18 protein-coding genes and 3 pseudogenes are annotated in these 21,404 nt (G+C 44.2%); 7 read left to right on the plus strand and 14 right to left on the minus strand.

The window, feature by feature from the left end; all coding sequences use genetic code 11:
- Positions 1-414: 414 nt before the first annotated feature.
- From VTH8203_RS08210 to VTH8203_RS08225, 4 genes are read left to right on the plus strand one after another with little or no spacing between them, the layout of a single operon-like run.
- On the plus strand, positions 415-1,848 hold the full coding sequence (locus VTH8203_RS08210; RefSeq protein WP_096993233.1) for a TolC family protein: 1,434 nt from the start codon (positions 415-417) through the stop codon (positions 1,846-1,848).
- Entirely contained in the window at positions 1,845-2,819 is a 975-nt protein-coding gene (locus VTH8203_RS08215) for an HlyD family secretion protein (RefSeq protein WP_096993234.1), read from the plus strand. Before VTH8203_RS08210 ends, VTH8203_RS08215 begins: the two co-directional genes overlap by 4 nt.
- A gap of 9 nt (positions 2,820-2,828) precedes the next feature.
- Entirely contained in the window at positions 2,829-4,013 is a 1,185-nt protein-coding gene (locus VTH8203_RS08220; RefSeq protein WP_096993235.1) for an ABC transporter permease, read from the plus strand.
- Positions 4,010-5,149 (plus strand): ABC transporter permease, encoded by a 1,140-nt coding sequence (locus tag VTH8203_RS08225; protein ID WP_096993236.1) that lies wholly within the window; start codon positions 4,010-4,012, stop codon positions 5,147-5,149. Before VTH8203_RS08220 ends, VTH8203_RS08225 begins: the two co-directional genes overlap by 4 nt.
- A 64-nt stretch (positions 5,150-5,213) precedes the next feature.
- Here the strand turns inward: VTH8203_RS08225 and VTH8203_RS08230 are convergent, their stop codons facing one another.
- The 6 genes from VTH8203_RS08230 to VTH8203_RS08255 all read right to left on the minus strand — a co-directional run bounded on the left by VTH8203_RS08230 (position 5,214) and on the right by VTH8203_RS08255 (position 11,904).
- Positions 5,214-6,515, minus strand: coding sequence for a dicarboxylate/amino acid:cation symporter (locus VTH8203_RS08230; protein WP_096993237.1), 1,302 nt, complete (start codon positions 6,513-6,515; stop codon positions 5,214-5,216).
- A 350-nt stretch (positions 6,516-6,865) separates the two neighbouring features.
- A complete protein-coding gene (locus VTH8203_RS08235; protein WP_096993238.1) occupies positions 6,866-7,477 on the minus strand; it encodes an FKBP-type peptidyl-prolyl cis-trans isomerase N-terminal domain-containing protein in 612 nt (203 codons plus the stop codon).
- Positions 7,478-7,616: 139 nt separating this feature from the next.
- Positions 7,617-9,413, minus strand: coding sequence for a class I poly(R)-hydroxyalkanoic acid synthase (phaC, locus tag VTH8203_RS08240; protein ID WP_096993239.1), 1,797 nt, complete (start codon positions 9,411-9,413; stop codon positions 7,617-7,619).
- Between the two features lie 79 nt (positions 9,414-9,492).
- Entirely contained in the window at positions 9,493-9,840 is a 348-nt protein-coding gene (locus VTH8203_RS08245; RefSeq protein WP_096993240.1) for a phasin family protein, read from the minus strand.
- Positions 9,841-9,936: 96 nt separating this feature from the next.
- Positions 9,937-11,148, minus strand: a complete 1,212-nt coding sequence (locus tag VTH8203_RS08250; protein ID WP_096993241.1) for an acetyl-CoA C-acetyltransferase — start codon at positions 11,146-11,148, stop codon at positions 9,937-9,939.
- Between the two features lie 15 nt (positions 11,149-11,163).
- A complete protein-coding gene (locus VTH8203_RS08255) occupies positions 11,164-11,904 on the minus strand; it encodes an SDR family oxidoreductase (RefSeq protein WP_096993242.1) in 741 nt (246 codons plus the stop codon).
- Positions 11,905-12,723: 819 nt separating this feature from the next.
- Between VTH8203_RS08255 and VTH8203_RS08260 the strand changes: the two genes are divergently transcribed.
- The gene (locus tag VTH8203_RS08260; protein ID WP_244181171.1) at positions 12,724-13,059 is read left to right on the plus strand and encodes a DUF805 domain-containing protein; all 336 of its coding nucleotides are present in this window, start codon (positions 12,724-12,726) and stop codon (positions 13,057-13,059) included.
- 45 nt (positions 13,060-13,104) lie between these two features.
- Here VTH8203_RS08260 and VTH8203_RS08265 read toward each other — a convergent pair whose 3' ends face one another.
- Positions 13,105-14,925: a PhoX family protein gene (locus VTH8203_RS08265; protein ID WP_208617727.1), complete on the minus strand. Its 1,821-nt coding sequence runs from the start codon at positions 14,923-14,925 to the stop codon at positions 13,105-13,107.
- A 290-nt stretch (positions 14,926-15,215) separates the two neighbouring features.
- Here VTH8203_RS08265 and VTH8203_RS08270 point away from each other — a divergent pair.
- A pseudogene (locus VTH8203_RS08270) lies at positions 15,216-16,459 on the plus strand (gamma-glutamyltransferase family protein); the annotation flags it as partial.
- An 8-nt stretch (positions 16,460-16,467) separates the two neighbouring features.
- Here VTH8203_RS08270 and VTH8203_RS08275 read toward each other — a convergent pair.
- The 7 genes and pseudogenes from VTH8203_RS08275 to VTH8203_RS24465 all read right to left on the minus strand — a co-directional run bounded on the left by VTH8203_RS08275 (position 16,468) and on the right by VTH8203_RS24465 (position 20,850).
- Positions 16,468-17,052, minus strand: a complete 585-nt coding sequence (locus VTH8203_RS08275) for a nucleotidyltransferase family protein (protein WP_096993245.1) — start codon at positions 17,050-17,052, stop codon at positions 16,468-16,470.
- A gap of 444 nt (positions 17,053-17,496) precedes the next feature.
- On the minus strand, positions 17,497-18,249 hold the full coding sequence (locus VTH8203_RS08285; protein WP_096993247.1) for an SDR family oxidoreductase: 753 nt from the start codon (positions 18,247-18,249) through the stop codon (positions 17,497-17,499).
- A 364-nt stretch (positions 18,250-18,613) separates the two neighbouring features.
- Positions 18,614-19,243 (minus strand): DUF1349 domain-containing protein, encoded by a 630-nt coding sequence (locus tag VTH8203_RS08290; RefSeq protein WP_167385801.1) that lies wholly within the window; start codon positions 19,241-19,243, stop codon positions 18,614-18,616.
- A gap of 213 nt (positions 19,244-19,456) precedes the next feature.
- Positions 19,457-19,705, minus strand: a pseudogene (locus VTH8203_RS08295) (YHS domain-containing (seleno)protein); the annotation flags it as partial.
- 74 nt (positions 19,706-19,779) lie between these two features.
- On the minus strand, positions 19,780-20,169 hold the full coding sequence (locus tag VTH8203_RS08300) for an MAPEG family protein (protein ID WP_096993249.1): 390 nt from the start codon (positions 20,167-20,169) through the stop codon (positions 19,780-19,782).
- 98 nt (positions 20,170-20,267) lie between these two features.
- Positions 20,268-20,509: pseudogene (locus tag VTH8203_RS08305) on the minus strand (Rho-binding antiterminator).
- 152 nt (positions 20,510-20,661) lie between these two features.
- Positions 20,662-20,850, minus strand: coding sequence for a hypothetical protein (locus VTH8203_RS24465; RefSeq protein ID WP_158296095.1), 189 nt, complete (start codon positions 20,848-20,850; stop codon positions 20,662-20,664).
- Between VTH8203_RS24465 and VTH8203_RS08315 the strand changes: the two genes are divergently transcribed.
- Positions 20,849-21,404, plus strand: a 556-nt coding sequence (locus VTH8203_RS08315; protein ID WP_167385802.1) for an IS91 family transposase, incomplete at its 3' end; no start/stop codon positions are given. The two genes, VTH8203_RS24465 and VTH8203_RS08315, sit on opposite strands and share 2 nt — an antisense overlap.

Consider the following 21,404-nt stretch of genomic DNA (forward strand, 5'->3'; position numbering starts at 1 on the left):
AGATATTTTGTTAAGTGCCACTTTAGCAATGACATCCACGGTAAGTTGGGATTTAGCATCCATAACGATCATCCTATACACCCTTTGACTAATTCACAGTGATAGTCAAAGGATTACGTAAAAAGTAGGACCGTCAATTTCCCTCGGTAATTAGGCTAACGACAAAGTCGCTTGGTAATTAAGGTACGACAGAATCGCTTGGTGATCACATAAAAAAAGTAACAACATTAAAAAAAGCAACAACACCAAATGTGTCGTTGCTTTTTTTTGGCTTTATCGATTGAAATATATTGTTTAGCTTCTAGATACTTAACTGCGTGGAATAGGAAAAAGGATCTATAGTTAGGTTATTGCACAGCATTTTATTAGAGCATATACTCTAATTAATTTATTAACATCTGTTTTGGAGCAAACATGAAGATAAGGTCCCTACCGTTGGTCGTGGGCGCATTGCTAGGAGCGCTTTCTTTCGGTAGCTATGCCGCCGAAGTCTCCTTTGATGAAGCCTGGCAGTTGCTTCAACAAAACAACAATTCTCTAGCCGCGCAAAGAGCTAACGTAGAGCGTTACGGGCACTTACAAGATGCTAGCGGTAGCTTAAACCTACCTAAGGTCACGCTCGGTGCTAATTACACTCGATTGGATCAAGATGTGACTTTAAACGGCTCGCAGTTTGCTGATAGTCTTAGTGGAGTCCCCAATATACCCGCGGGAGCATTAGGCCTCGACTTAGGACAGGTAGCAAGTGCTCTTGGAGGCATTACTTCCACCATTGAAAACCAAGACATATTCACCTCTTCTATCCGAGCGGTATGGCCAATTTTTACAGGCGGTCGAATCACCGCGGCTCAAACCGCCGCCGAAGGTAAAAAAGAAGAAGCTCAAAGCCAGCTTGCAATGGAAGTTCAAGCTCGATACGAAGACTTGAGTAAGTACTATTTTAGTGTGGTGCTCGCACGTAATGTCGTCGACACCAGAATGGCGGCAGAGAAAGGCCTCACCAAGCACCGAGACTTTGCTATCAAACTTGAGGAGCAAGGGCAAATTGCTCGTGTGGAACGCCTTCAAGCAGAAGCTTCATTGGCAAAAGCGGTGGTGGAGCGCAAGAAAGCACAACACAGTTTGGATATCGCGGAAGCTGCCCTCACTCAAGTTTTAGGGCAATCTGAAACCGTAGAACCTCGTGACCAACTCTTTATCAACGAAAACCTCCCACCACTGGATGCTTTCGTTGATCAAACTCTAAACACCTATCCTGGTCTTGCCATTCTTGATGCAAAAGAGAAACAAGCAAGTAGCTTGATGAAGGCTGAAAAAGGTAAATATTTCCCAGAGGTCTATGCCTACGGTGACTACAGCTTGTATCACGGAGATTCGCTGGCCGGACAGCTTAAGCCTGATTGGTTAGTCGGTATTGGCGTGAGTGTCCCTCTTCTTGAAAACACCGGCCGCAGTGAACAGATGAAAGCGGCTAATAGTGCGGTGTCGCAAGTGCAGTTTTTAAAGAAGCAAGCAAAACAAGACTTAAGTGTCTTAGTTGAGAAAACGTACTTAGAAGCACAGCAAGCACTCGATGAAGTACAAGGGTTGAATACCAGTATCCAACTTGCTAAGGAGAACCTCAAACTACGCCAGAAAGCCTTTTCTCAAGGTTTGGGTCGCTCTCTCGATGTGGTTGATGCTGAGCTGTACCTAGCCAGTGTAAAAACCCAACAAGACGCCGCGAGCTTCCAATACTTGCTGTCGTTAAACAAATTGCTCGCTCTCTCTAGTGAGATGAACAACTTTTCTACGTACAAATATAACGCTATTACACCAGCCCAACTACGAACGAAGGATGCATCATGAACAAGGTAAAACCCACTCTACTGACATTGGGTACGATTGCAATTATTAGCTGGGTTGGATACAAATTCCACGAGGCCTACCAACCGGCCCCATTTCGCCTTCAAGGGCAAATTGAGTCTCAGCAATACAGTATTTCTTCCAAAGTCCCTGGTCGTATCGATGAAGTTTTAGTTCGTAAAGGAGACGAAGTCTCTAAAGGGCAGCTTGTTTTTACTATTCATAGCCCAGAAATTGAAGCCAAACTCGAACAAGCAGTCGCAGGACAAAAAGCCGCCGGAGCCCTTGCCAAGGAGACGGAAATAGGAGCACGTAAGCAACAGATTCAAGCAGCAGAGGACCAATGGCGTAAAGCAAAAGCTGCTGCAGAATTACTTCAGAAAACCTATCTACGAGTCAACAACCTATATAAAGATGGTGTGGTCGCAGAGCAGAAACGTGATGAAGCGATGACGCAGTGGCAAGCCGCCAAATACACTGAAAGCGCAGCATTTCAAATGTATCAAATGACCAAAGAAGGTGCGCGCTCTGAAACCAAACTCGCGGCAGCAGAAAAAGCTCGTATGGCGGAAGGCGCCGTGGCCGAAGTCGAAGCCTATGCAGCCGATACGAAGATCCATTCTTGGTTTGATGGTGAAGTTTCTCAAGTATTACTACACAGTGGTGAACTGGCACCCCAAGGATTTCCAGTTGTCACGGTTATTGATACCAAAGACACATGGGCAGTGCTTAATGTACGTGAGGATTTATTAAGGCAGTTCGAGAAAGGCAAAAAATTTGACGCTTACTTACCTGCTCTTGATGAAAGCGTGACCTTTAAGGTGTTTCACGTTGCTGTGATGGGTGATTTTGCGACATGGCGCTCAACTGACGCAACTCAGGGTTTCGATCTTCGCACATTTGAAGTGGAAGCGCGCCCAGTAGATAAAGATGTACCGCTTCGTATGGGTATGAGCTTAGTCGTTGAGATGTAGGACACGATTATGTCTCATTCTCTCCCGACACTCGCTAAACGTAAACTGGCTAAAAGCCAGTTTCATAGCCAATGGCATATTTTACGCCATGACAAATGGCTATTATCTTGTCTCACTTGGGTGCCTGTCGTTCTGTGTCTGTCGATTTATTGGATATTTTCCCAAGGAATCGCGACTAGCTTACCGATTGGTGTCGTCGACCTCAGTAAAAGCCAACTTTCACAAAAGCTCATCCGAAACTATGACGCTACGTCGACGTTGAGCGTTGATCATCAATACGATGATATTGGGCAAGCACACAACGCCCTTATAGAGGGTGACATTTACGCCATTCTCTTTGTCCCTCATGACTTTGATAAATTGGTGACAAAATCATTGCGACCTGAAGTAACGCTTTTCTATAACAGCCAATACATTCTCGTTGGCCGTTTGGTGAACTCGGCTGCCTTACAAGCACAAGGAACATTCAATGCTCAAGTCGAGGTAGTGAAAGCGTTAGCCAAAGGCGACACCACGGGTGCGGCTGCGATGGGTAAAGCCGTCAACGTAAGAACTCAGATTACACCTCTATTTAATAAAGGCACTAATTACGCTCAGTTTTTGGTTACAGCGATCGTCCCTGCTATATGGCAAATTGCTATCGTCTCGTTTACTGTGCTCGTTCTGAGTGCCAATTACCGTATTTCTGGATTAGCTTCGTGGCTGGGTCAAGAAAAACCAATAACCCGTTTAGCACAAACCTTGCTGCCTTATTTCTTATGGTTCTTGCTGCAAGGAAGCTTGTTTCTGATTTGGTTCTACGACTTAATCAGTTGGCCAATGGAAGGTAGCTGGGTTGTTCTCTTTGTGGCTCAAGTGGTCACTACCGTGAGTTGTATGATAATGGCTGCGCTGTTTTTCTTTTTGACCTGTGATGCAGCTCGGGCCATGAGCTTTGCGGGCGCATACACTGCGCCAAGTTTTGCGTTCATGGGCATTACGTTTCCTGCAAGGGACATGACCCCTCTCGCATTATTTTGGAGAGAGCTGTTACCAATCAGCCACTATATTGAAGTGCAAGTGAGCCAAGCTAGTTACGGCGTCACCGCATTGCAGTCACTTTCTCATTTAACGCCAATGGTGGGCTACCTCATCCCTTTGCTGTTAACGTCGATTTTGATCAAAAAACACATGAGTAAGGAGTTAGTAGCATGACGTTGTTTGAACATGTAAAACTCGAACTCAAAGCCATTCTTACCAACCCTGTCGTCGTTTTGACCGTGTTTGGTGGTGTGATATTTTATTCGTTTTTGTATCCACTTCCCTACGCTAAGCAGATCCCCAGAGAGCTGCCAATCTCTGTCGTCAACTTAGATATGAGTCAAACCAGTTTTCGGCTGGAAAGAATGGTTGATGCGACGCCCAATGTGAAAGTAGTGCAGCGGGACTATTCTATCGCAGCAGCTAAACAAGCCTTCTTAAACGGTGACATTTCAGGCTTCTTAGTCATTCCTGAACACTTCTATAAAGACTTGATGCTGGGCAAAAGTCCAGTCTTGGCCTACGCAGGAGATGCAGCGCTATTTTTGGTGTATGGCACGATTGTAGAGGGACTCGCTCAGGCAGGAGGCACATTAGCAGCAAAAGCTAAAGTGACCACGCTACTTGCGGATGGCGTTCCTCTAGAGCTGGCCAGTAAGCAATATGCGGCCACTCAACTTAACGCTAAGCCGACGTTTAACCCCAGTCTGGGCTATATCGATTACGTTGTCCCTGCCGTGTTCGTGCTTATTCTTCAACAAACACTTGCGATGGCATCTGGTCTAGTGGGCGGAACACAACGCCAAGGTAAAGGTTATTGGAGCTCGCAGCCTGTCTTTACGGTTGTCGCTGTGCGCAGTCTAGTTATCGTTGTTATCTATTATCTACTAGGTATGTTTTATTTCGGTGCTAGCTTTGATATGTATGGGATTAGTAAACTTGCTCAGCCCATCGAGCTGCTTACGTTTATGCTGCCCTTCTTGCTTGCCTCCTGCTTAATCGGCATCTTTTTGGGTGCCATCACACCACGCAGGGAATTGGTAACGGTTGTGGTCTTATTAAGTTCCATGCCACTCATTTTTTCTGCTGGGTTTATTTGGCCAATGGAAATGCTACCAGAACCGATGAAGTGGTTTGCGGCTATCTTCCCAACCCAACCAGCAATCAATGGATTCTTAAAGCTTAACCAAATGGGCGCTGAATGGTCCCAAATACGGGGCGTTTGGACTCAACTTTGGATTCAAGTACTTGTCTGGGGCAGTCTCGCGCTTTATTACTTTGGAAAATTCAGAGTTAGCAACGCAGAATAGTAGATAGAAAAAGGGGGAGAATGATTGATCATTCTCCCCCCTTTTTAAAGTTAATTAGCACACTTTAGCGACACGCTAACTCCACTTTTTCTTCATTTTCTCCAGCAGCAGGATCATTAAACTTATCAATGTTCAATGCGCCTTCTGATTTGGCAACAATACAAGTTACTGCACTATCACCAGTAATGTTTACTGCGGTACGAATCATATCAAGTAGGCGGTCAACACCCATAATAAGTGCAATACCCTCTAGTGGAAGACCAACTTGGTTAAGCACCATCGCCAACATGATTAGACCCACTCCAGGGACACCAGCAGTACCAATCGAAGCCAGAGTAGCTGTTAAGATAACCGTTAGGTAATCACCCATAGTTAAATCAATATTAAACGCCTGAGCAATAAACGCCGTCGCAACGCCCTGCATGATAGCCGTACCATCCATGTTGATGGTTGCACCTAGCGGAATCGTAAAGGACGCCACTTTGTTATCGACACCAAGACGATTCTGAGCCGTTTCCATTGTGACAGGAATGGTGGCGTTAGATGAAGCGGTAGAAAAGGCAAACATAACGGCGTCTTCCATCTTCTTCAAGAAAGTCACCGGACTCAAACCCGTAAACGATTTAAGCATGACACTGTAAGTGACTAAGCCGTGTAGTAATAATGTTGCCGTCAGAACGAAAAAATACTCAGCAAGATTAAAGATGGCGCTTAAACCTAGGCCAGTAAACAACTTAGCCATTAGGAAGAACACGCCGTAAGGCGCAATGTTCATTAGTAGCGCAACCAACTTCATGATCACTTCATTAAGGTCGCTGAACACAGCTGCAATTCGCTCACCTGGCTCACCAGCAGCACTAATTGCAATGCCAAACAAGACAGCAAACACAATCACCTGAAGTGTTTTACCCTCTGCCATCGCGCTAATAGGGTTGGTTGGGAACATGTCAATAATGACCTGCCCTAAAGATGGTGCTTCCGCGGCGGCAAATGAGCTAGCCGCAGTCAAGTCGGCTCCTGCTCCTGGTTGAAAGATCGTACCCATGGTCAGAGCTAACGTGATCGCTACTGCGGTGGTCGCTACATAAAAAACAACGGTTTTACCACCTAAACGGCCTAAAGTGGTCACGTCTTTCAAAGAACTCGTACCACAAACTAGCGATACGAAAACCAAAGGTACAACTAGCATCTTCAAGCTAGCGATAAAAATTTGACCACCAACTTCGAACAAGCCATTGACGATGTATGCGTCTACAAATCCGTTCTCAGCGAACAAGCTTCGAATCGCGAAGCCAGTCAAAATACCTGCAACCATACCGATAATCACTCGTGTAGTCAGTGACATTGGTTTTTTGGTATTAGTCATAATTACTCCTTATTTTTATTTTGCTTAGAGATGGGGACATCAAAAAGCCGGAGCAGATTAGCAGTTAGACGCTAACGAATTGAATAATAAATTTGTTTTGAGGTCCTGCACTGTGACAGTGATCACTCAAATTGTTATTAGCCAATACTGCAAAAAAACCAAAAAGCCACAAATAAGCAACAAAACAGCATGCAATATAACTTAAAAATGCCTAGGTGATATTATCTTCTTTCAAACTTCGGATAAGAATTATTAATGTCTAACAGTGAGGTCAGTATACCATATTAATTAAACTCAAACGAATAGCATATAATGCCAAGCGTTTGAATAATACAGCACTATCATCTATTTCAATGGGTTGACTCGAGGCTGATCTCAAAAATAATCGCTGTTTCTTCAGGAATAAGAGGATGTTCATCCTCTCGATAAGCTAAATGTCCAGGTACATACAAACACCAAGTCGCTCCAACCTGCATCTGTTTCAACGCCACCAACCAAGATACCGGAACTTGATTCAAGGACATGGACAGCGGTTCAGATAAATGAGCAGAGCCATCCACTTGTCGTCCATTTAGAAGCCAAGTCTTATGTCGTAGATTGAATCGGCTCTCTGCTGTTATTGGATTAGGATGTCTCCCTGCTACAACAACTTCATACTGAATCCCTGAGCTATGCGTCGTCACTTCTTCACGAACGCTATTTCTCTCAAAGAACCGGCGCTCAAACTCTTGTTGCTCGATACAAAGTTGATGCTCAGTCGCTTTACGCTGCTCTTCCATTTGTTGTTTTAGTGTTTCATTTTCCGCAGGATCAAATGGCCACTCTTTCTGCATAAAAGTGTCCATTATCGCCTCTTGAATAATCTTAATATTCATTTTAGGAAACGACTTCTTGGCCAGTTCCAAAGCAATTTCTCTACCATAGATATAACTGACTTTTTGTTCTAACGTTTCAATTTCCATAGCAACCTCTACACCACTAACTTGGCTACAATGTTACGATGTCCGGGGAAGAATAAAAGTATGTTACCGATAAAAGCACGTGATACTTCTAAAAACAAAAGGACCATTTGGTCCTTTCATTTACGAGGGAGCTCTGGGGCTACGATTTGGTGTCATCTAAAGACAAATCGTGCACAGGTAAGGTTTGCAACACATATTGTCCAGGCGCCGAATTCAATATAGGGTACTCTTCATTACCTATCGAAAATGGTGCTACTTTCTCTTCGGCACTAAACTGTTGAAGCCACTCATTCCAATGCAGCCACCAAGAGCCCTTCTGGTGCTCAGCATTGCCAATCCACTCTTCTGCCGACTCCTCTAGGGTAGAATTGGTCCAAAAACCGTATTTCTCTTTTTCTGGATGATTCACTATGCCAGCGATATGTCCCGACTCTCCAAGTACAAAGGTTTTATTACCACCCATTTTCAGTGCACCACGATAAGTGCCTTGCCAAAGAGCGATATGATCTTCCTTGGTCGAAATGAAGTAACTTGGAATACGTATTTTATCGAGGTCTATCCACACTCCACCGACCTTAACGCCTTTTTCTTGAATCAGTTTGTTTTCAAGATAAAGCTCTCTTAACAGGAAGTTATGGGTGGCAGCAGTCACATTGGTACTATCGCTGTTCCAGTACAGAAGGTCGAAATCCACTGGGCTATTACCCTTGAGATAATTGTCGACATAGTAGTTCCAATACAGACTGTTTTCGCGCAGCAAACTGAACGTCACACTCAATGAGCGCCCGTCCATATACCCAAGAGCGTTATTTTGTAGTTCAATAGCGCGAATAATAGTGTCATTTATATACGCACCTACTTCACCCGGTTGGCTGAAGTCGAGTAAAGTGGTAAAGAATGACGCTGAGACTATGCGTTTCTTCATTCGTTTGGCGGCATAATACGCGACCGTAGACGCGAGAACAGTACCGCCAATACAGTATCCGGCAGCATTGATCTGATCTTTCCCTGTGATCGACTCAATAGCAGATACTGCTTTGACGACTCCGTTCGTCACGTAATCACCAAATTCCACCTCAGCTTGAGCCGCTCCTGGATTGCGCCACGACATCATAAATACACTATGGCCTTGCTCAACCAACCACTTGACCATCGAGTTTTTCTCGCGCAGGTCAAGAATGTAGTACTTATTAATGAACGGAGGAACGATAAGTAAGGGTGTGGAGTTGACCACTTCCGTCGTTGGACGATATTGAATCAGCTCAAACAGTTCATTCTGATAGACCACATCTCCAGCCGTATTGGCAACATGCTCCCCTATTTGGAACGAGGCAGTGTTGGTCATTCTGATTTTCAGCACATCAGCACTGGCCTCAATATCCTCTTGGAACTGTTGTAGACCAGCCAGTAAGTTTTCTCCATTTTGCTCTACAGTGAGTTTAAGTAGCTCAGGATTGGTAGCAATGAAATTCGTTGGTGAGAGCGCATTCAATGTTTGTCTAGAGAAAAACGTCAATCGCTCTTTGATTTTCTCATCGACACCTTCCACCGAATTGATGGTTTCTAGGTAGGTTTTACTAAACAGAACGTAGGATTGCTTGATGAAGTTGTAGAACGCTTCCTCTTTCCACGCGTCATCTTCAAAGCGACGGTCGCCTTTCTCTTCAGAAACGACCGCTTCTTTATTTGCTTGTAGCGCCACTCGCTGCCAAATTTCTAGCTGTTGAGTCCACCACTTAGTTTGCATGTCCAACATCGCAGCGGGTTGCTGTGAAGCCTTATCCATAAAAGCAGCAGTATCTTCTGCATTGAGTTCCTGCATTGCTTTAGTTAGAGGGCTATTAACGGCTGCCTTGCCTTGCTCGAAGTCTTTCCACCATTGCTGGTTGCTCTCCTGCAGTTTCACAAGGTAGTCCGAAAAGAAGTTTTGAAACATAGTTAAAACCCTTTTCTTGGAAAACAAAAAAGGTTGCGGGAACGAGTGCCCCCGCAACCCTAATAAATAAACTGATTCATTACGCTGGTGCGTTAGCTTTTACTGTTTCAGTTGTTAGAGCTTCAATATCTTCTTTAAATTCTTTTGCAACTTGCTGCAGCTTATTACTGTCATCCATCATTTGCTGTGATAGGCGAGACAATGTATTGAGTTGTTGGCTATTAAAAACAGCCAATGAAGAAGCATCTTTAACTTCAGATGCTGCTTTTATTTGGCTTAATCCAAGCTCACTGTAAGAACGCATAGCATTAAGCTGAAGTTCAGTGAGTGTCTCTACATTTTTAGTCATCAATTTGTTGAACTTTACATATGGTTCAAACGTTTTTTCTGACTGTTCATTGAAAACTTTAAAGATATCCGTGTACATAATTATTTCTCCTAGGAAATATTTTCCAATTTATATAACTATCCCATTAATATTTGGGAATCCGACAACACAGTATTGAGCTATTAACAACAACGATTAAAACTGACAGTTTTTCAAAAGCACTGCCGTTCCCATTCCACCGCCCACACATAAAGATGCGACGCCGATACTTTTTTGTTCACGCAACATTTCATGTATTAGAGTGACGATGATTCGATTACCCGATGCTCCCAATGGGTGCCCAAGTGCAATAGCACCTCCATTCGGGTTGGCTTTTTGTAGAATTGATTCAGCCGAGACAGCATGCTCTGATGCTAAACTGCGAACGACGCCTAGCGCTTGGGCTGCAAACGCTTCATTCAGTTCAAATACATCAACGTCCTCGAGTGTTAATTTTGCTTTGCTAAGCACTTGAGATACCGCTTGAACTGGTCCCAGGCCCATTAGCTCGGGCGTAATACCCGTTTGAGCGCATGTGATAACTTCACACAGCGGTGTCAGTCCAAGACGTTCAACCGCAGACTCCGAAGCAACAATCAATGCGCTCGCTCCGTCGTTAATTCCAGACGCATTGCCTGCGGTCACAGTACCTTCTCGATCGAAGGCAGGACGTAGCTTAGATAACCCTTGTATCGTCGCATCGAGCTTGGGGTATTCGTCGGTGGAAAACTCGATACTTTGACGCTTCACTTTTACTTCAATAGGCTGAATTTCTTCTTTAAACTTACCCGCCTCGATAGCTGCCGCCGCTTTTTGCTGGCTCATTAACGCATACGCGTCCTGATCGTCACGTGAAATATCGATTTCCTTGGCAATATTTTCCGCTGTCACTCCCATGTGGTAACCATTGAAAATATCCGTAAGCCCGTCAGAAACGAGCAGATCCTTGGCAAGGATATCTCCCATTTTATGTCCTGAACGCGCTGATGGAGGCATAGCAAACGGGATTTGCGACATGACCTCAACACCTGCCGCAACGACCACTTCCGCCTCTCCTGACTTGATGTGTGACACAGCGTCCATTAACGTTTTCATGCCGCTACCGCAGACCATGTTGAGTGTATAAGCGGGCACTTCCGCTGGAATACCTGCATAAATTGAAGCTTGTCGACCGACACCCATTCCTTGATTCGCACTGACGACATTACCGACAATCACTTCATCTATATCGTTAACGTTTATGCCGCTGGCTGCTACCGCGCCAGTGATCACTTTTGAGGCTAATTTTCCAGCGGTAATGCCCTGAAGGCTGCCGCCAAAACTACCAATTGCAGAACGCTTCGCCGCAACGATAAAAACTCTTTCCATCCTGTAATCCCTCTATCACGCCATATATAGGCCGCCGTTAATGGCAACCGTCTCACCTGTGATGTAAGCCGCTTCATCACTTGCCAAAAATGCTACCGTTGCGGCAACTTCTTCTGGTTTTGCTAGGCGTTTCAGTGGAATAGTACTTTTAATCGAGTCGAGAACATCTTCGCGCATGGCCTCAACCATAGGCGTGCCTGTATATCCTGGTGCAACAACATTTGCAGTCACTCCAGATCTGGCGCCTTCTGAAGCGAGCGCTTTGGTAAACCCAATCATTCCAGCCTTTGCAGCCGCGTAATTCGCTTGACCAAACTGACCTTTCTGGCCATTTACGGAAGAAATATTGATAACCCGACCATTGCCCTTCTCACACATAGCGGCGAACAGTGGTTGCGTCACGTTGTAAACACTATTCAGATTGGTGTTGATAACATCAAACCACGCTTCAGCTTTCATTTTCTTAAACTGACCATCTCTGGTGATACCAGCATTGTTTACCACCAAATCAAACGTCCCTTCTTCTTGCTGAAGTTGGTTAAGCTTTTCATTGCACTCTTCGGTATTCGTAACATCCAGTTCGAACAGCCTCACCTGATCTTCTGTAAACCCCTTACTGTCGAACCACTCTTTCGCACATGTGTAATTACCTGTGTTATAGGTAGCAATGAGACGATATCCTTTATCGACAATTGCAGATGATATAGCGGAACCAATTCCGCCTTTTGAACCGGTTATTATTGCGAGCTTCTTCATTAATGACTCCATTCCTAGCAACTAGCATTTAGCTATTGATGTAAACAAACTAAATTTAGACATTTCAGTCGCGTATTTATTGTATTGACTGATTTGATTGTTGATATTAATCAGCTTTTATTACGCTTTGACTTTTGAATAGTTAAATTAACGAAATCTTAATATATTGTCAGCACTTAAATTGCAGAGCGAACAGGTATTAGATACTGATCACAATTATGAAATCACTAAATTACATTGACCATCACACGAAGTAACACGACGTTTTCACCAAGCTAAATCACAACAATGCTCAATAAAACATAACCTTACATTAGATGAACCCATCAATATAAGCTTGGAACGCACCAAAATAATGACTAGTAGCAATGTATAACACTCTATTACAAATTAACACCCTACCGAGATTATCTTTAAAACTAATAATATACCCACCTGAAATTGCTAATTTATTTAATTAGAGCTAATAGTTAAATAATCACTATAACAAATAATCTAACACTTGTTATAAACGCCTAAGCACCATGCTGATGCAAAACATATTATTTTGGTGCTTTTCATGAATATGTGATCTTTCCCACAAGTTATTCAACAGGTTATGATAAGTCACTATTTCAATACCTTATTGAAAAATAAAAAAGGCTCATGATTATAATACTCATGAGCCTTCTAGCGATGTCGAAGAACACTACACTCTAACAGAAGCTCTTACTACACTTCTCAGAGTACGTAGATTCCCTTTCTTGCCACACGTTCCCCACCGATTTTACCTATCTCAGAGATAAGGCACTACAACTATATCTGAATAACTACATCGATGTGTTAACAAACAATTATGCCAGCTTTAATGGCCGAGCAACCCGAAGACAGTATTGGAGTTACGTTTTAGTCAGTTTTGTTGTCGCCATCGTCTTCAACATCATCGATAGGATTATAGGGTCAGGGAGTGACCAATTTGCGCTATTTGGAACGCTATACTCCTTCGCGGTGCTCATTCCCACGCTTGCAATTGGATGCCGAAGACTGCATGACACAGGTAGGAGCGATTGGTGGTTATTTCTTTATTTGATCCCACTGTTGGGCGCTATTATCTTGGTTATCTTTTTTGTACTCCAAAGCGATCAAGGCAATGGTATGGTATTGCTCCCCCCCTAGTTCGGAAAGGCATAGAGACTCTCATGGAGCCTCTCTATGATAATGTTAAGCGCCGATAACACCACCGTCGCTGCGTGTTATCATCATTACCGATGAACGCGGAATCGATGTCCCACCTTCAGGAAAGTTTGATGGCGCTAAGTCTTCGCCAGGATGCTGCACACCAACAAACATAGCCTTATAGTCTGGAGAAAACGTGAGTCCTGTAATCTCACAAGCGATTGGACCGGTTAGAAAACGGCGAATTTCACCCGTCTGAGGATCGCTGCACAGCATCTGGTTATTGCCCATACCCGCAAAGTCACCTTTATTTGAGTATTTTCCATCGGTTTGAATCCACAACCTTCCGGAGAGGTCAAAACCAATCCCATCAGGACTGTTGAACATATTGTCTTTGTTAATGTTATCACTACCGGCCATTAATCCCGACTCATGCACTTCTGGATTACCTGCCAGTACAAAAATGCCCCAGTTAAAGGTTCCAGCTGTATGATCTCCATTGGTCGGATTCCAACGAACAATATGGCCATAAGGGTTCGTTTCCCTTGGATTGACCGCATTCAATGGCTGAGAATCTTTCACACCACGATACTTGTTATTGGTAAGGGTACAGAAGACAGATTGATTGTCCGGATGCACCGCGACCCACTCTGGGCGGTCCATTGTCGTTGCCCCCACTTGCGTAGCAGCCTCTCGGGCAAAAATCATTACTGAAGCCGCGTCTGGAAATCCATTTTCTGGTGTTAATCCATTTTTGCCCCAAGTCAGTTCCAACCACTCTCCAGTACCAGTTAGTTCACCTTCTGTCCCTGAGAACTTCGCGACATACAGCGTTCCTTCCTCTAGAAGATCACGATTAGAATCAGCGCCAGCAACGTATTTGTTTTTCGAGATGAACTTGTATAAGTGCTCACCACGTTCATCATCACCAAGATACACCACGACGTAACCATCGGAATTTATGGTCAAGGCCGCATTTTCGTGCTTGAAACGACCTAGAGCACTGCGTTTTTTCGGAGTAGCATTAGGATTCATAGGGTCAACTTCGACAACCCAACCATGACGATGCGGTTCATTGGGCTCTTTAGCCATATCAAAGCGAGTATCATATTTATACCAATCGTACCCTCTGTCTTTGTTGCCTAGACCATAGCGCTTGTAGCTTTCACCCAATTCACTGCCCGACGTATTGGCAAAGTAGCCATTAAAGTTCTCTTCGCACGTCAAGTACGTTCCCCATGGCGTCTGTCCATTGGCACAGTTGTTAAACGTACCAAGTATTTTCTTGCCCGACTTATCTGCAGTGGTTTTAAGCAGTTCATGACCAGCCGCAACCCCCGTCATTTCCATTTCCGTATACGCGGTGATTCGACGATTCAAACGGCCATCTAAGTTTACTTGCCATTTACCATCGATCTTCTCCAATTCAACAACGGACACGCCGTGAGCAGCTTGTGCTTTTTTAGCATCATCTGCCGAAATGTTGTCGCCTTGATGTTTATATAGATATTCGTTGTTGGTGTACTCGTTATTGACAACAAGAACAGCCCTATCGTTTGAAATTAGAAAAAACGTCATGCCGTCGTTATTGTCACCAAATTGCAGCTCTTGCGCTTGTGCATTATTCGACTGGCTAAATGCTGGCGCGCCCTTTTTAATCGCATCACCCCATGAAATCAATACATCTGCTTGATAACCTTCTGGTACTTCCACGGTATCCGTTGTGGAAATAGGAATGGCTTCAAAGCCCATTAGCTGTGATCTAGTTGGCATTGTATTGGCAACAGCCTGACCTATGGGAGTGGCCGCAAAGAAGCCCGCTGTTCCAGCGGCCCCTGTTGCTTTTAAAAATCGACGACGCGACATAGCAGCGTCAACAAATCGATTAAATTCTGGTTCTTGATCAAGCGGTCTTTGATCTGGAGTTCGATTAACATGCTTCACTTTGACTTCCTTTCTAATAAAGAAAAGGCCATTAAATTGACCATTATTACTATTGTGGCCGCTATGATGCATTCAGATTGTGACATGTTAGTTACAAGCAATTAACACTTATATTATTCGAAGTGTTCTTTTCTACGTACTTATACTTATACTTATACAAGTGGTTTTCTCACACTAGTAGCGTTAACAAATAAAATAATGTATTGAGGTCAGTATTGCCTATCGCACAAAAAGCAGAACAAGGTTTTGTGATAAGTGAAAGACTATCAATGCTCATTGAAAATGACGTCGATTTTCTTGCTAGACACCCAACAACAGCGGAGTACTTCCTAAACAAAGATGGAACACCTAAGACTCAGGAACCTTACTAAAACACCCGGAGTACGCACAAACCTTAAGAACAATGGCAGAAAAAGGCAGTGACGGTTTCTATAAAGGACCCGTTGCCGCAGCTATCGTCAATGCCGTTCAAAAAGAAGCTGTCAATAATCCAGGCAAACTATCATTAACCGATCTCGCTAACTACCAAGTAAAGAATCGACAAGCGGTCTGCGCCCCCTACAAGCAATACGATGTTTGCGGGATGGGTCCCCCAAGCAGCGGCGCGCTCACACTTGGCCAGATTCTGATGTTAACCGAACCATTCAAATTACATGAGCTTGGAAGTAATAATCCTACCAGCTGGCAAATATTAGCAGACGCATCAAGACTCGCGTTTGCGGATCGCGGTCTGTATATGGCCGATAGCGACTTCTTTAACGTACCAGTTAAGGGACTGCTTAATCCAGAGTATATCTCCGCGAGAAGCAAGCTCATTACGCCAAACGAGGCGCTGCAAACAGCCTCCGCGGGTAGCCCTCCAATGAAAACAGCGGCACAGCTCGCTCAAGATAGGGCCATTGAGCTTCCGTCGACATCCCACTTCAATATTGTCGATTCGCAAGGTAATGTCATTTCTATGACCTCTTCTATTGAAAACGTGTTTGGGTCGCGCTTGATGGCTGCGGGATTCTTGTTGAACAACGAGCTCACCGACTTTTCGTTTGTTGCCAATAGAGACGGTAAACCGGTAGCAAACCGCGTAGAAGACAATAAACGACCGCGTTCTTCAATGGCACCGACTATCGTCATGCAAGACAACAAACCATACTTGGCTATCGGCTCGCCCGGTGGCAGCCGAATTATTGGATACGTGGCACAAAGTATCATTGCTCACATAGACTGGGGAATGGACATTCAACAAGCTATCGATCAACCACGAATGATAAATCGCTTTGGTACTATGGATGTGGAAATTAATACACCATTAGCGGACTATGCGCAGCAATTCGAGGCCATGGGTTATAGCGTTGATAAGAGAGATCTTAACTCTGGTCTGCACGCAATACGTATTACTGATGCTGGATTAGAGGGCGCAGCTGACCCAAGGCGCGAGGGCGTTGCGATCGGTAAATAAACTGCGAGCTAACTTTGGCCTAAATCTTCTATGTGTAGTTGTAATTTAGGCCAATGTTCTAACCATCGTTTTTGATTCACTCGATTCATAAACTGTTGGTAGTCGCGTTTATTGTTATAGCTCACTTTTCCTGTAAATAACGACGTCAACTCAAAACCGTGAATCACCTCCAGCTGATTGTCTTTTAATAAACGGACTGCAACTGCGGTTTCCTTCTCGGGCCAATAGGTCATGGCATCTTGCAAGCTCTGATACGCTTCATCGCCATTCCTAACATGCATTCGTGCTTGATTCTTTACCTGCCAACGAAAATTAGGGTGTTGATTTGATAATACATTCTCGATGAAGCGTTCTTTAACTTGGCCCTTATCGTTGGTATTAAAGTAAATCACATCAATGTCATTGAATGGCGTCGCCAAATGATACTGATGTAATGAATCCCGAACTAAATTTCGTATAAAGCCCGCAGCGACATAAAGTTTACAAGATGGCTCGCTCAGTGCTCGGACAGACTCCAGCAATGTTAGCCGCTGGTTATCCTGACGAAGTAACGCAACTAACTGAGATAAATGTTCATTGGATTGGCAGCTCATAAGCGTTCTCCCTCGTTCCACTTCCTTAAAAAACGCAATTCATTGATTTGAATCAACTTCTTAATTCAATATTGGTTCTATGTTGTAATAGTGTTAAGCACAAGGAGGCAAACATGATGGAATTAAAAAAAAGATCCCCGTTGTTACACTGACGTATGCATTGATGGAAAGTGGTTTCATCACGACCATTGTACCGATACCGCTTATATGCTTTGGGGAGGCAGTTCTCCGCAACTCAAACTCGCGAGAACACCTAACACCGAAGACGAACTGCTCGGCCTTCTAAAACAGGCACGATATAAATAACCCATGATGCTGGTTAACCTTTCTATTGTTTACCAGCATCGAAAAGTAAGTTCCCAACCAAACTGCAATAATGACTCCAGAGTGCTAACCTCATTCAATGCCGGTTACTATCAACAGGTTTCTTCAGAGAAGTCCCCATTATAAGCCACCAGCCAAATCAAGAAAGTTACCTGTAGAATAGGACGATTTCTCTGATGCAAGCCAGTAGATCGCTTCTGCAACCTCTTCTGGCTGACCACCTCTGCCGAGTGGTAGGATCGATTTAAGTCTATCTACTCGTCCCGGTTCCCCACCATCACTGTGCATCTGGGTATAAATCAGACCTGGACGAACACAGTTCACACGAATACCTTCTGATGCCACTTCCAGTGATAAGCCCTTAGTCAGCGTATCAATGGCACCTTTTGACGCAGCATAATCAATATACTCATTTGGCGAACCTGAACGCGCGGCACCGGATGACACATTTACGATGCTCCCACCGCGACCTCCATGGCGCGTCGACATCCGCTTAACGGCTTCTCTTGCGCAGAGAAAATAACTGGTAACATTGGTCGTTAGAATCGTGTTGATTCTCTCTGCAGACATGGCCTCTAGCCGTGTCTGCAGCTTTAAAATACCAGCGTTATTTACCAGTACCGACAATGCGCCCAATTCACGGTCGATAGTCGAGAATAAGCGTACAACCTCTTTCTCATCAGACACATCAGCTTGTACAGTGATACACCGCCCACCTTGTGCTTGTATACGTTCTGCAAGTGCCGAAGCAGCCTCCTCGTCAGACCGATAGTTAATACATACCGAATAACCCTTTTGAGCAAAAAGCGTCGCGGTGGCGGCGCCAATCCCACGGCCAGCTCCGGTGATCAATACTGTTTTGTTATTATCCATGCGGCTAAATCCTGACTTCCTATCTCTTGGCATCTATCACCATAACACATCAAAGGCATGGCACTCACATATATCACCACACCTAGACGCAGACCGTCTTAGCCTTGATTTTGCAAGGCTCGTTCGTTCGAGATATTCGGATATACACCCCTACCCCATAACAAACTCCTATCACAAAACATAGTGTCGACGACGCAACTAAAAAACCCGTGATTACGGTCAATTACAACTAAATGCGTCGAAGCCTCTGTAGAATCACATTATGTATATTTCCCGATAGGTTGATGTTGTTCTTCTTGTTTGCAAGCAGTCTAAGCGAGCTTGTTTTACCCGCTTAGTTATCTTCCTGTGTAAAACTTAATCTCTAAACAGAATGAGCCAACCACTTACACGGCTCTAGGCTCATGTCGCTGAATTTAGGAGTAAATGACGATGGCAAAGGACTACAAGCATAGACACCAAATTTCACTGGCGTTTGAGCGGCTAACGGTGGATTAGCTCTTCCCATATCAACCGTGGTCTCGCCTAATTGATGAAGGTGGAAAATTCGCATTTGATTAAACGATTGTCCATCAAACGACGATTCAATAAGGAAATCTGGGCCACGGCGACTGAGTCGATACCAAATCTCATTTGGCAATGGAATATCGGATGTGGCCCAGTCTGAATAACCTAGGTTTGTCACCACGCTGCCTAGCCTGGAATATTGTGCATTCTCATACTCAATTGAGGCTTTAAACCAGTTTTCACTATCTAGATATATGATGAGACCGCATTGGTCGAACTGAGATTGGTAATCGAATTGAACTTTTGCCGTAAAGGTAAAATTGTCGCTTGTCTCTAGCTGTAAGGCAGGCGCGTTATCATGTCGAAAGCCATAATATGAGCGCTGCCAAAAATCCGTTTCAGGATCTGTGGTAATTGAAACGGACTCTTTCTCAACCACACTGTTTTTAGGTGCGAATACCCATTTCGCTGTCGTAAAATCCACCATTTTAATGCCCTAATGCTGACTTGTTTGAACCTCTATCATACCAATAAGCAACCGTGTTTCTGAGCGCTAGGTATAAAACTGAAGACAGGTTAAACGTCTTCTTGTCCATCAAGTTCACCGATACCTTTTAGCATATTCACGACAGTCATTTCGCGTCTCCCAATTGCACACTACGATGACCGTAAGAAAATGAGAATCTATATTAGTTGCAAATTAGTTCTGGAGTAGTTCTGGCCAATGTAAATCCGCTTTTTGTATATTCCTACTAATGTCCTGCTGACAACGCTGCTGGACCGATTTGCTATAGTTCAAATACAGCTTATTCTCCAAGATATACCAAGCATTAGGGTCGATACTAGCAGTGTAAACTTGGCTTACCGCCCATGCGCAGTATCCGCCATACTGGGGAGCATAGGCTGTCGGGTTAGCCACGAACTTAACCAAAGTAGTGCTATTGAAATAAATTGTGTTGCGTATTTCATAAATCTTCCTTAATCCTGCTAAATAGAGAACAGAAAAAGGAGAAAAAGCTTTCATTAACTCGGAATACTTTGAAACATAATGGCAAAAGAGCAGCCTATTGCCACTGCCCACGACAACGAACGCCACGTCGCTTTGTCGAGCAAGTAGAGAATGTTATAGATAATCCGAAATCCAATGTGTGTTACTGCTAATGTCTGAACAGTCTCATTCATATTGCCGGTCGCTATTGCCAGTAATATTGCTATGGCGAACACAATTAAAGACTCAAAAGCATTTTGGTGTGCAGCTAAGGCTCGCTCTCCAAATCCTTTGAGTTTCGCTTGTTGTTCTCTTGGATGATGATTGTCGTACCCACCCACCCGATGCATAGCAATGGCAACAGGTATTTTCGCAAAATAAGGAAGGAGAGCCGCAACAATCAAGCAAAGCACTAATGTCGTCAATTTCTAATCCTTAAAATTAAGCCAAGTTATCCATTCCTTTTCTTGGAAGATTTACCATCAATAGTAAGTCCCGTGAATGTGCTCTTGGAAATCAAATATTACTTAAAAACGACCACAGAAAAATGTGGGTTAGCCACTAGAGTCTCCAACTTTACGATTTGATCCAATACAACCAAAATATCAGTGCTTTTCGTCTTCAGCTTAAGGCATTCATTGCCACTATCATCACGCGCCGTATCGAATGCAATACCTTCTAGTAACTGACCTACTTTCGTCGTTAGTTTAACTGGATAACCATACACGCTATCTCAATATAATCGTAGTCACTACAACTTATCATTCGCTCACCTCAGAATTCCTGCCCAATAAATTACGTTCCTTACATGATCTTTGAACCTGCTACTCATAACTTAACTCAAAGCGCTAAAAACACAAAACCCAACGCCAAGACGACTAAATCCTTGCGTTGGGCCTTTCAATCCATCGAAATGGCTATGACTTGTTTATCTGATACGTTGAATAGAAAGTATCAACGATCACTGGATGAACCTCACTCTTTCCAAGAGCATCAATGACCAACGGGAAGGTCTCTTTGTCACCAAATCGCTCTACCAATGCTAAATAATACGTCATTGAAGAAAACAGCACATGGGCCACGGAAAAATCATGAACATCCTTCATTGAACTGTTGCGCACGCATAAAAAAGCGCTCGAACATCAGTATGCCAATCAACTCAACCCAGATATGCGCTCGGCTATCCAAGCGATGTTACGGTGTAAAACAGAGCAACAAGGTCGCTCGCAATGGTATTGTGCCCATTGCCACCACAATGACCGACTGCCACTCTCATGCGGACATCGGCACTGCCCCCAGTGCCAACACCGCACCACTTCGGACTGGTTAAACCGTCAAAAACAAAAGCTGTTACCCGTCCATTACTTTATGGTGACCTTCACCCTACCGCACCAGCTCAACCCCCTGGCTCGACACGCGCCAAAAGCACTCTACCAAACGATGTTCCAAGTCGCTTCAAGCGTGCTAAAAAGCTTCGCCAAAAGACAGAGCAAAGGAGCACTCGGCTTTACCGCTGTGCTGCATACGCATAGTAGGCAACGCAACCTACATCCCCACCTACACATCATCGTCGCGGGTGGGCGGTATGATTCATCCAAGCAAGTATGGCACAAAGGCAACAAGCAATACCTATTTAACGCCTTCGCTCTCGCTAAAGTAT

This window comes from Vibrio thalassae, from assembly GCF_900089835.1.
Classification (GTDB): domain Bacteria; phylum Pseudomonadota; class Gammaproteobacteria; order Enterobacterales; family Vibrionaceae; genus Vibrio; species Vibrio thalassae.

Excerpts from the sequence above, each read along its gene's own strand:
- VTH8203_RS08210 (WP_096993233.1), top strand. The coding sequence starts at position 415 with ATGAAGATAAGGTCCCTACCGTTGGTCGTGGGCGCATTGCTAGGAGCG.
- VTH8203_RS08215 (WP_096993234.1), top strand. The coding sequence starts at position 1,845 with ATGAACAAGGTAAAACCCACTCTACTGACATTGGGTACGATTGCAATT.
- VTH8203_RS08220 (WP_096993235.1), top strand. The coding sequence starts at position 2,829 with ATGTCTCATTCTCTCCCGACACTCGCTAAACGTAAACTGGCTAAAAGC.
- VTH8203_RS08225 (WP_096993236.1), top strand. The coding sequence starts at position 4,010 with ATGACGTTGTTTGAACATGTAAAACTCGAACTCAAAGCCATTCTTACC.
- VTH8203_RS08230 (WP_096993237.1), bottom strand. The coding sequence starts at position 6,515 with ATGACTAATACCAAAAAACCAATGTCACTGACTACACGAGTGATTATC.
- VTH8203_RS08235 (WP_096993238.1), bottom strand. The coding sequence starts at position 7,477 with ATGGAAATTGAAACGTTAGAACAAAAAGTCAGTTATATCTATGGTAGA.
- phaC (WP_096993239.1), bottom strand. The coding sequence starts at position 9,413 with ATGTTTCAAAACTTCTTTTCGGACTACCTTGTGAAACTGCAGGAGAGC.
- VTH8203_RS08245 (WP_096993240.1), bottom strand. The coding sequence starts at position 9,840 with ATGTACACGGATATCTTTAAAGTTTTCAATGAACAGTCAGAAAAAACG.
- VTH8203_RS08250 (WP_096993241.1), bottom strand. The coding sequence starts at position 11,148 with ATGGAAAGAGTTTTTATCGTTGCGGCGAAGCGTTCTGCAATTGGTAGT.
- VTH8203_RS08255 (WP_096993242.1), bottom strand. The coding sequence starts at position 11,904 with ATGAAGAAGCTCGCAATAATAACCGGTTCAAAAGGCGGAATTGGTTCC.
- VTH8203_RS08265 (WP_208617727.1), bottom strand. The coding sequence starts at position 14,925 with ATGTCGCGTCGTCGATTTTTAAAAGCAACAGGGGCCGCTGGAACAGCG.
- VTH8203_RS08275 (WP_096993245.1), bottom strand. The coding sequence starts at position 17,052 with ATGAGCTGCCAATCCAATGAACATTTATCTCAGTTAGTTGCGTTACTT.
- VTH8203_RS08285 (WP_096993247.1), bottom strand. The coding sequence starts at position 18,249 with ATGGATAATAACAAAACAGTATTGATCACCGGAGCTGGCCGTGGGATT.
- VTH8203_RS08290 (WP_167385801.1), bottom strand. The coding sequence starts at position 19,243 with ATGGTGGATTTTACGACAGCGAAATGGGTATTCGCACCTAAAAACAGT.
- VTH8203_RS24465 (WP_158296095.1), bottom strand. The coding sequence starts at position 20,850 with ATGAAGGATGTTCATGATTTTTCCGTGGCCCATGTGCTGTTTTCTTCA.